The organism is Sorangium sp. So ce117, assembly GCF_051524395.1.
GTDB classification, from domain to species: Bacteria; Myxococcota_A; Polyangia; order Polyangiales; family Polyangiaceae; genus Sorangium; species Sorangium cellulosum_B.
The window spans coordinates 8,371,881-8,382,744 of the sequence record NZ_CP150309.1 but is presented as its reverse complement, the minus strand read 5'-3'; the positions used below and the strand labels follow the sequence as shown (position 1 = coordinate 8,382,744).

5 protein-coding genes are annotated in these 10,864 nt (G+C 70.6%); 3 read left to right on the top strand and 2 right to left on the bottom strand.

Features of this window, described 5'->3' with window-relative positions:
- Positions 1–392 precede the first annotated feature (392 nt).
- Complete coding sequence (locus WMF46_RS31255; protein ID WP_437980552.1) at positions 393–2,480, top strand: serine/threonine-protein kinase; 2,088 nt, start codon at positions 393–395, stop codon at positions 2,478–2,480.
- Positions 2,481–2,642: 162 nt separating this feature from the next.
- Here WMF46_RS31255 and WMF46_RS31250 read toward each other — a convergent pair whose 3' ends face one another.
- Positions 2,643–3,752 carry a THUMP domain-containing class I SAM-dependent RNA methyltransferase gene (locus WMF46_RS31250; protein WP_437980551.1) on the bottom strand — a complete coding sequence of 370 codons (1,110 nt, stop codon included), beginning with the start codon at positions 3,750–3,752 and terminating at the stop codon, positions 2,643–2,645.
- Between the two features lie 311 nt (positions 3,753–4,063).
- Between WMF46_RS31250 and WMF46_RS31245 the strand changes: the two genes are divergently transcribed.
- Together WMF46_RS31245 and WMF46_RS31240 are read left to right on the top strand one after the other, a co-directional pair.
- Positions 4,064–4,393 (top strand): SPW repeat domain-containing protein, encoded by a 330-nt coding sequence (locus WMF46_RS31245; RefSeq protein WP_437293756.1) that lies wholly within the window; start codon positions 4,064–4,066, stop codon positions 4,391–4,393.
- A 199-nt stretch (positions 4,394–4,592) separates the two neighbouring features.
- Entirely contained in the window at positions 4,593–5,330 is a 738-nt protein-coding gene (locus WMF46_RS31240) for a pyridoxine 5'-phosphate synthase (protein WP_437542805.1), read from the top strand.
- Positions 5,331–5,400: 70 nt separating this feature from the next.
- Here the strand turns inward: WMF46_RS31240 and WMF46_RS31235 are convergent, their stop codons facing one another.
- A complete protein-coding gene (locus WMF46_RS31235) occupies positions 5,401–10,851 on the bottom strand; it encodes an AAA family ATPase (protein ID WP_437980550.1) in 5,451 nt (1,816 codons plus the stop codon).
- Positions 10,852–10,864 lie beyond the last annotated feature (13 nt).

The window sequence follows — 10,864 nt, the reverse complement described above, 5'->3', positions numbered from 1 at the left end:
GCCGACGCTCGAACGCGAGCTCTTTCGATAAGTTAAGCACCTGTCGCACATGCGCATCAGGGGCGGCGTTAAAGAGTTAACTGTTGCCGGACGAGCTTGCGACCGGCGCCCGTCTCCGGGGTGACGGCGGCCCGGAGCGGTGCTCGGGACGGTCGACGGCGCGCGGCGCGACCGCGCGCCGCCGGGGGCTGACAAGTCGTCGGCTGTCGAGTTCTTTGGTATGGTCGCCGCGTGCACTCTCCCTCGCATCGGACGCGCGGGTCGCGCGGGCGCGCGGACAGCCATGGGCGCAGCGCTCTCCTGCGCGAGGGGCACGGCCGCCCTGGGGCGGGAATGCGGTGCGGCCGCCCGGAAGCGGGCGAGCGGGGCAGACGCCGGCAGGTGCCGGGCGCATGAGGCATGAGGCGCTCCTCGGCCGCAAGGTGGCCGGGCGGTTCACGATCACCCGCTTCCTCGGCGAGGGCGGCATGGCCAGCGTCTTCATCGCCGAGCGCGACGCCGAGCCCCGCCGGGTGGCGATCAAGATCATGAACCCGGAGTTCACCGGGGACCGCGCGTTCATCCGGCGCTTCCAGCGCGAGGCGAAGGCCGCGGCGCGGGTGAAGCACCCGAACTCCGTCAAGATCTTCGAGTACGGGGTCGAGGGCGCCCTCAGCTACATCGTGATGGAGCTGCTCTCGGGGGACGACCTCTACGTCCTCCTCGAGCGCCACGGCGCGATCGGTCAGGCGCGGGCGGTCCGCATCCTCTCGGAGGTGTGCGAGGCGCTCGCGGTCGCCCACGAGATGGGCGTCGTGCACCGCGATCTGAAGCCCGAGAACGTCATGGTGGTCCCCGATCCCATGCACCCTTACGGCGAGCGGGTGAAGGTGCTCGATTTCGGGATCGCCAAGATCCTCGACACCGGCTCGTTTGGCGAGGAGCCCGAGCTCCTCGCCGACCCGCTGTCCGTCGTGACGCGCGCGGGCACGTTCGTCGGCACGCCGGCCTACATGGCTCCGGAGCAGTGCGGGCTGCTGCCGGTGGATCAGCGGGCCGACCTGTACACCTGCGGGGTCCTCCTGTTCCAGCTCGTCACGGGGCGGCTGCCGTTCGAGGGCGAGACGCCGCTCCACACGGCGACGCTCCACATCCATGCGCCGGTGCCGGCGCCGAGCAGCTGCGCGCCCGGGATCCACCCGCGCCTCGAGGCGCTGATCGTGAAGGCGCTCGCCAAGGAGCCGGCGGACAGGTACCAGACGGCGCGCGAGCTCGGGTACACGCTGCACTGCCTGCTGGCCGAGCTGCCCGACACGGCCGTGGGGCTCGGGCCGATCTCGCGCCGGCAGCCGAGCTCGCTGTTCTCGCGGGACGCGTCGCTGCAGCGGGGGCCGATGTCGCTCCCGCCGTTGACGTCGCTGCCGAGCTCGACGTCGGCGCCGATCTCCGGCCAGGCGCCGAGGGCGGAGCTCTCGATCGAGTCGGCCCGGACGCTCGTCTCCGGGGGGGCCGGCGGGGGAACTGGCGCCGATGTCGCGCGTCCGCCGCCGGTCGTGCTTCACCACGCGCCGCCGCCCTCGGAGCTCCCGCAGACGCTCGATCCTCAGGCGGTCGCGCCGGGGGCGGGGGCCGAGCCGCAGCGCTGGGCGGGGGAGTCGGTGCCGGAGATCTCGCTGCAGCTTCCGTCCTGGTCCCACGGCCCCAGCGAGGCGCTGCTCTCGGGGAACGGCCTGGCCGAGCCGGGCGCGGACGACGACGCGAGCGGGGACGACGACAGCACGCTCACCATGGTCCGTCGCGACGAGCTCCTCGGTCCGGCGAAGGTGCGAGTCCACACGGCGGCCTATGACGAGGGCGACGAGCTCGACATCACGCCTCCTGGCCGCGAGGTGAAGGCGACGCTCCGCTCCGCCGAGGACTTCGGGCTGGGCACGCCCGAGAAGCGGGCCGAGGTCGGCCTTGTGCGCGTCGATTCCGTGCCGGTCCCGGCGACGCCGCAGAGCCCGCTCGACGGGGGGGCGGCGGCGGCGTGGGACAGGAGATCGCCGCGCGCCGCCAACACGCTCCGGCTGGTCTCGTCCCACCCCCCGGCCGAGAGCCAGATGCCCACGGTGACGCCCGGCGAGCTCCAGGCGGCGAGCCCGCAGGGGTTCGGGGCAATTGGGTTCGGCGCGGCGAGCGCAGAGACCGTCGGGGACTCCGCGGCGGTCGTGCGGAGAGCGCCGGCCGCGGCCGACAGCGCCTCGCCGGCAGCTCCGGCGGCGTCGCTGCCGTTCGAGCTCGCCGCGACCATCGCGGAGCAGCGCACGGTGCTGGAGCGCCGCGCGACGATGCCCGATCACGTCGTCGTGTCCCAGGCGCCGCCCGCGGCTGCGCCGGCGCCTCCGCAGGCGCGGGAGCCGAGCTGGCTCGCCGGCAAGCGGGGGCTCATCATCGGCTTCGTCGCCGGGATGCTCCTGACGGCGCTGGCGATGTTCCTTGTGATGCGCCTGTTCTCCTGACGTCTCGCACGTCTCGCACGTCTCGCACGTCTCGCACGTCTCGCACGTCTCGCACGTCTCGCACGTCTCGCACGTCTCGCACGTCTCGCACGTCTCGCACGTCTCGCACGTCTCGCACGCGCCCTCTCGCGCGGCGCACCCTCTCCGACGCCGCGCGCCGCTTCAGGGGATGTCGTACGTCAGCAGCCGGCACTCGATCGGGCCGTTGAACACGACGAGTGACCGCTCCGGCCTCCGACGCATGGCGTGCTCGATGTCCTCGGTGCCGGCGAGGATGGCGACGCGATGGCCCTCGAGCCGCGACAGCGCCGCCGCCATGTCGCGGTAGAGGGCCAGCGTCCCCGGCAGGCGCTCGCCGTACGGCGGGTTGGTCAGGACGTGGCCCGGCGGCGCGGTCGGGGCGAGCGCGGTGATGGACTGACAGCGGACCTCGATCTGCACGCCGGCCATCCGGGCGTTGCCGCGGGTGATCTCGGCGGCGCGGGGGTCGATGTCGGCGGCGACGATCGCGGGGCCCTCGGGCCGGATCCGCGCGCGGGCGGCGTCGCGGAGCTCGGTCGTGCGCCGCGCGGCGGCCTGATCGTGGCACGCCCACCGCTCGAAGCCGAAGCGCTGCGCGCGCAGGCCGGGGGCGATGTCCCGCGCCCAGAGCGCGGCCTCGAGGGCGATGGTGCCGGCGCCGCACATCGGGTCGATGAACGGGCGGGCGCGGTCCCAGCCGGAGAGGCGGAGCAGCGCGGCGGCGAGCGTCTCCTTGAGCGGCGCGCCGCCGATGTGCGTGCGGTAGCCGCGGCGGTGGAGAGAGGCGCCGCCGAGGTCGGCGTAGAGCGTCGCGCGGTCGCGGACCAGGTGGAGGAAGAGGGCGAGATCCGGGTCGTCGAGGTCGACCGACGGGCGTGCGCCGACGCGGCGCCGGATCTGGTCGACGATGGCGTCCTTGGTCCGCTGCGCGATGAACTGGGTGTGGGTCAGCGCGCTCGAGCGGCAGGAGGCGCGGACGGCGAGCGTGTGGACCGGGCTCAGGTAAGGGGCCCAGTCGACGCGCGAGACGCCCTCGTAGAGCGCGTCCCCGCTGGGCGCGTCGAACGAGGCGAGCTCGACGAGCACGCGCACGGCGGTGCGGAGCTCGATGCACGCGCGGAAGCCCTCGTCCGGCGCGCCGGAGAAGTGGACGCCGCCGCGATCCGCGCGGACGTCGCGGAACCGGTGCTCGCGGAGCTCGTCGCGGAGGGCGGGCTCGGTTCCTTTGGCGGCGGTCGCGAAGAAGTCCATGGCGACGGGGCTTCTAGCCGAACCGCCGCGCGGCGGCCCTCATGAACGGGGCCTCTGGCCGCGCGGCCGCTCCCAGGGCGAGGCGCGTGGCACTGGATTCGCACGGCGTTCGCTGGGCTCTCGGGTGTGTGGACCGGGCGCAGGGACGCCCGCGCTCGGCAGGTGGGGTGAGCGGGCTCCGCGGTCGGCGGGCCGAGGTGGCTCGGGGCAGGACGCCCGCGGCGAGCGGGCAGAGCGAGGGAGCCAGGGCGTCGCGCGGCGGAGGCGCCGGCACGGCGATCCGCGAGGGAGGGAGGCCCATGGAGCATCGGATGGCGGCTTTGCGTGGCATCAACATCGCGCTCGGGATCTGGCTCTTGATCTCCGCGTTCCTCTGGCGCCACGGCCGGGACGAGTTCACCAACACCTGGGTGGTGGGCGCGCTGTGCGTCGTCTTCGCCCTGATCGCGCTCTGGGCGCCCAGGGCGCGTTACGCCACCGCGATCCTGGCGGTGTGGCTCTTCGTCAGCGCCTGGACGATACCGGCGCTGCTGATGGCGACGGTGTGGAACAACGCGCTCGTCGCCGTCGGCATCCTCGTCGTGTCGCTCCTCGCGACCGACGTCGCGGTGCGGGGCTCGCGGGCCGCGCGGCGCGTATAGGCGCCGAACGGCCGCGCCGCGCGGGGAGCGCCGCCGCGGCCGGAGGGCCGGCCCGGGAGCGTCAACGGCGCTCCCCCGGCTGCGCGCTCGGGGCGCGCTCCCGGCTGCGCTCCAGGCTGCGCGCCGTGTTCGCCTCGCGGCGTCGATCGTGTATAGCGGCGTCGCGAGCGCCGCGCACGAGCCGGCGAGAGGATGTCCCATGAAGCTCAGCGTCAACGTGAACAAGATCGCGCTCCTGCGGAACTCGCGGGGACACGACGCCCCGAATGTCCTCTCCTTCGCCCGGAAGATCGTGGACTACGGAGCCCACGGCATCACCATCCATCCGAGGGCGGACCGGCGGCATATTACGCCGGACGACGCGCGGGCGGTGACTCGCCACATCACCACGGTGGAGACGAACTTCGAGGGTGATCTCCGCGAGGAGTTCCTGGACCTCACGCTCGAGCTCAGGCCGACGCAGTGCACGCTGGTCCCGGTCACGCCGGGCGAGCTCACCTCGCATCGCGGCTGGGACGTCGCGAAATGGCGCTTCGTCCTCCAGCCCGTGGTGAAGCGGCTCAAGGAGGAGGGGATCCGGACAAGCCTCTTCGTCGAGGCCGACCCGGCGGTGGTGCCCGTGGTCGCGGAGATCGGGGCCGATCGCATCGAGATCTACACGGGTCCTTACGCGCAGGCGTTCGATCGCGGCGAACACCGCGCGGAGCTCGACAAGATCGTCGCGACCGTGAGGGCCGCCGTGGCGGCCGGGGTCGGGATCAACGCGGGGCACGACCTCACCGTGGAGAACCTCGCGCCGCTCGTGAGAGAGGCGCCGCAGATTCAAGAGGTGTCGATCGGTCACCACCTCGTGGCGCACGCGCTCGAGGTCGGGATGAAGCAGTCCGTGCGCGACTACCTCGCGGCGGTCGAGGCGCGCCCCGCGCCGGCTCCGTAGCGGCGGCCCGGCCGAGCGCGCCGGCCGAGCGCGCCCGCCGCGATCGCGCCGCCGGCGGCGCCAGCCCTCGTCAGCTCCGGTGTTTGCTCAGCGGATCGACCGCGACGTCATCCAGCGGCATGGCCGCGGATGGGCGGGACGCGGGGCCACGTACCGGCAGCTCCACGATGAACTCCGCGTGGCGCCCCTTCTCGGTGTTCCCAAGGCGGATCACGCCTCCATGGCCGTGACGCACGATCTCATAGCAGATGGAGAGCCCTAGCCCGGTGCCCTGCCCGTTGGGCTTGGTCGTGAAGAATGGGTCGAAGATCCTCTCACGGATGGGCTCCGGTATCCCGGTGCCGTTGTCCCAGACCCGGATCTCGGCGATCGACCCGACCCGGCGCGTCGACACCCGGATGCGAGGTGGCTCCGCCGCGGCGCCCCTCTCCGCCCGCGCCCGCTCACCCACGGAGTAGAGCGCGTTGTTGACCAGGTTGATGATCACGCGAGCGAGCTCCTGATCCATCACCTCGACCGGCGGGAGCGAAGCGTCGAACTCCTTCTCGACCACCACGTCCAGGGCGGGCGCCGCGGCGAGCTTGCCGACCATCGCGAGCTCGACCGACTTCTCGACCAGCGCGTTCAAATTCACCGACTCTCGGACGCCCGACAGGACACGGGAGTGCAGCAGCATGTTGTTCACGATGGCGTTCGCGCGCTTGCCGTGCTCCGCGATCTTGTTCGCGTTGATCCTCAGCATCGGGAGCACCTCCCTGATCTTCGCGATGACCTCGCCGCTGTGCGGGTCGTCGAGAGGGAGCTCGGTCGAGAGGCTGACGAGCTCATCCGCGAATCGAACGGACAGCTCAGCGAAGTTGTTGACGAAATTGAGCGGGTTCTTGAGCTCGTGAGCGACTCCCGCGGTGAGGTTGCCGAGCGACGCCATCTTCTCCGCCTGGATCAGCTGCTGCTGGGTCTGCTGGAGGTGCTCGAGCGTCGACGCCAGCGCGATGTTCTTGCGCTTGAGCTCCTCGGTCCGCTCGTCGACCTTCCGCTCGAGATCGTTGTAGAGCCGCGCGTTCTCGATCGAGATCGCGACCTGCGACGAGAGCAGGCGGAGCACCTTCAGCCGATCCGAGGTGAAGGTGTCGGTGATGAGGTTGTTCTCGAGATACAGCACACCGACGAGCTGCCCCTGATGAACGAGCGGGGCGCAGAGCACCGACCTCGGCTGGCAACGCACGACGTAGGGGTCGCTGACCAGCCGCTCATCCCGCGCCGCGTCGCGCAGCACGACGCTCTCCCGCGTCCTGGCGACGTAGTTCACCAGCGCGTGCGGGAGATCCGGGCTCTGATCCATCGGGATCGACTGCAGCACGGTGACCTCGCCGGACGCGATCGTGCCCTTGGCCTCGATCACGAGGTGGCCGTCTTCCTTGATGAGCAGGACTCCCTTCTCTGCGCCTGCGTTCTCCAGCATGATCTGCATGATCCTGTCCAGGAGCCGACCGAGCATGATCTCGCTGGAGAGCACCTGGGACGCCTTGACGACCGTGGTCAAGTCGAGATCCTGGGGCGTCGGCGACGCCGTCACGGCGGTGCCGCTCTGATGCTTGACCTGCGCCGGAGACGACCGCATGAGGAGCACGGGATACTGCTCGTCGAGCGCGCGGACCTTGGTGTGCGCGCCCCAGGTGAGATAACAGCCGCGCGCCTCCTGGAGGTACGAGCCGGCCAGCTGCGGTTTGCCCCTGCTCAGATGGAACAGCGCCGCGCGCTCGCACGCCAAAGCCACCTCGTGGAGGTGCTCGCTCTTCCGCGCCGCGGAGATCGCGTCGTCGTAGAGCCTCGCCGCCTGCCTGGATCGGCCCTCCACGCGCGCCTCCTCGGCCAGCACCAGCGCAAGCTTGTGGCGGGCGTTCACCGCGCTGTGCTCGGCCCACTTGTGCAAGATCCGCTTTGCCTTGTCGATCGCGCCGCGCAGGCGGCGCCTGTCCACGCCGTCCGCGTCCGGAACCAGCGAGAGCGCCGCGAGCGCCCGGTAGAACGCGTGGTGCGGAACGAACGCCGAGCTCGGGTCCAGCATGTCCTTGTAGGCCTCGAGCCGCGACGCGATCTCCACCACCTCGTCATAACGCTCGAACAGGTAGCCGATCTGGAGCGCCAGCAGCAGGTGCTGCGCGCGCTCCATGTCGTCGGTGACGTACGCGTCCGGCTCGAGCGAGTGCTCGTTCGAGCGCAGCGCGGAGGGGTCGGCGTCCTGTAGCTCTCGCGTCCAGCGCAGGGTGATCTGCATGCACTGGACCACCTTCTGGGCGTCGGTCCGTCGTCCGAACTCGAGATACCGGCGAGCCTGCGCGGCGACCTCGGCGATCGGGGTGTCGACCAGAGAGGTCCAGTAGACGTTCAGGCACATGCAGTACGATGCCTGCACCAGGTTGCCGGAGTCGACGGCGCACTGGATCGCCTCCGTGAGCAGATCGAGCGCCTCGCGCAGGTGGGACGAGAACACCTCCAGGAAGCTCGCGATGACGAAGAGCGTCCTGCACGTCACCGATGGATCATTGAACTTGCGCGCCAGGACCAGGGCGAGCTTGCCGTACGCCGCGCCCGTCTTGGGATCGCGGAGCACCGAGCTGTTGAACATGCCGAAGCAGGCGAACGCGAACGAGGAGGCCTCGGTGTTGCCGTAGGTGAGCGACAGCTGCACGAGCTTGAGGATGATGAGCCCGATGAGCTGCTCGCGCTGCAGCAGGTAGGCAGGGAACCAGAGGGTGATGAGCAGGCCCATCGCCGCCCGGATCTCCGGCGTCATGCGGTCCGGCAGCTCGCTGAGCTCGCTGATCTGCCTGCCCCGAAGCTTCCATCGAACCTGGGCGAGCTCGAGCAGCACCTCACCCATGTGCGGCTTGGACGACAGCCGTATGCCGAGCAGCTGCAGCGCGAGCAAGCCGGTCTCCACGGCCTGCTCGTACTGGCGCAGGTGCAGGAGCTGCGTCACACGGGCGGTATGCACGGCGACCCGCTCGTCGTCGGCGCGGGCGTTGCGGAGCAGGAGCGCGAACCTCTCGTCGGCGTCCGCGAAGCGGGTCATGAGATAGTCGCACTCGGCCCTCTCGAGGTGCAGCGCGAACGTCAGCTCATGACAGCGACTCCACCCCTCCGCCCCGACGAGCTCGGTGCCAGCGGCGAGGTAGCGCAGCGCCGGTTCGTAGGCAGCGGACGCCTTTGCCCTGCGACCGGCGGTGAGATCGAGCTGCGCGATCTCCTGGCGCTCCGTCGTGTCGCGCACCACCTCGGCGCCGGCGTTCAGGTGATTGACCACCTCGAAGAGCCGCTCCGCGACGCGCTCGGCCGGGAGGCGCCGCCGGAGGAGGCGGCCGATGTCGAGGTGGGTCTTCTTCCGGTCCTGGTCGGGGATGAGCGAATAGGCTGCCTGCTGCACGCGGTCGTGCAGGAACTCGTACGGGACGGCGAGCTCCTCCAGCGACTCATCGAAGGGATCTCCCGGCTCGGCGCCGAGGAGCAGCTTGTACGACTGATCCGTGGGCAGGATGAGGCCCGCTTGCACGGCCTCCCACAAGGCGTCGGCCGTCTCCCGCGGCGAGCGCTCGAACACGATGGACAGGATGTTCGAGTCGAAGCGGCTCCCGACGCAGGCCGCAAGCTTCACCGCGCTCTGCGCCGCGAGCGGGAGCCTCTGCAGCTTGCCGACCAGGAGGTCGACCACGTTGTCCGTGACCCCGACGGACCTGAGCTGATCCATGTCCCAGCGCCACGCGCCCACGCCGCGCTCGTCGGAGAGCGCCGGGTCGAACACGAGCAGCCGCTCTTGATGGAGCGTCTTCAAGAACTCCATGACGAAGAACGGATTGCCGTGGGTCTTGCTGGCCAGGAGCGACGCGAGCGGCCCCGCGCGCTCTTTCGTGCACGAGAGGACGTCGACGAGCCACCCCGTGAGATCGTCCTGGGAGAGCGGCGCCAGCGCGAGGTGGGTGACCCTCGTCGCCTCCACCTGGAGGCGCTCGAACGCGCGGCCCAGCGGGTGGCAGTCCGTGACCTCGTTGTCTCGGTACGCGCCGATCAGCAGCAGGTAGCCGCCGGCCGGGTTGTCGCTCAGGTACCGGAGCAGATCCAGGGACGCTGCGTCGGCCCACTGCAGGTCGTCGAGGAAGAGCACGAGGAGGTGCTCCCTCCGGGCGAAGGCCTGAATGAAGCTCTGGAAGACCTGACGAAACCGGTTCTGAGACTCCGCTGGGCCGAGCTGGGGCACGGCCGGCTGCTGGCCGAGGACCAGCTCGAGCTCCGGGATCACATCGACGATGATCTGGCCGTTGGGGCCCAGCGCGCGTCCGAGCCGCGTCCTCCAGACAGAGAGCCGCTCCTCGTCCTCGGTGAGCATCTGGCGGATGCTCTGCCGGAACGCCTCGATGAGGGAGCTGTAGGGTAGACCCCGATTGAACTGATCGAACTTGCCGGAGAGGAAGCTGCCGGTCTGGCCGACGACGAGCCTGTGGAGCTCGTTGACCAGCGTCGATTTGCCGACGCCGGAATAGCCATGGACGAGCACGATCTCGGTGGCGCCTCGGGCGACGCGCTCGAAGGCGCCCGTGAGGGCGGCGACCTCCGCGTCGCGCCCGTAGAGCTTCTGCGGGAACTGCAGCCTCTCCGAGCGATCCTGCCTGCCTGTCGGAAACGGCGCTATCTCGCCGGCGGAGCTCCACTCGGCGAGGCAGGTCTCGAGGTCGATGCGCAGCCCGCGCGCGCTCTGGTAACGGTCCTCGGCCGCCTTGGCCAAGAGGCGCATGACGACGCTCGACAGCGGGGCAGGCGCTCCCGGCCGCAGCTCCTCCGGCGGCGTCGGCCGCCGGGCGATGTGGCAGTGCACGAGCTCGAGCAGATCGGTGGCCAGGAACGGCGGCCGGCCGGTGAGCATCTGGTACAGCGTCGCCCCGAGCGAGTAGAAATCCGTGCGATGGTCCAGGGCCCGGTTCATCCGGCCGGTCTGCTCGGGTGACATGCAGGCCAGGGGCCCCTCGATCCGGGCGACGCTCTCGATCGTCTGGCTCTCGCGAGGCAGCCGGGAAGCGATGCTGAAATCCGTGAGCTTGGCGCGGCCGGTCTCCCGGTCGAACAGGATGCTCCCCGGATGGATGTTCTTGTGGGTGATCTCCCGTTCATTCAACGCTTCGAGCGCTCGGCAGAGCTGGATCGCGACGCGGAGGAGCAGCTCGATGTCCAGCCCTTCGGCAGGGATGGCGGAGTGCAGCGGCTCACCCGCGAAATCCTCGAGGACGAGCACCGGCACGCCCTGGTGCTTCTCCAGCCGCTGGACCTTCAGGATGTACGGGCTGTCGAGCATCTGGGCGAGCTGGTGCTCGTGCTTGATGCGCGTGATGTCGAGCAGGGTCGGGTAAGCGACGTGGAGCGCCTTGAGCAGCGCTGGCTGCCCGTCGGCGGATCGGATGGCCCGATAGGTGGCAGTCCGCGCCTCTTCGACGACGGTCGCGGTCACATCGTAGCCCGGGAGGATCAGCATGAACTCGCCCTTC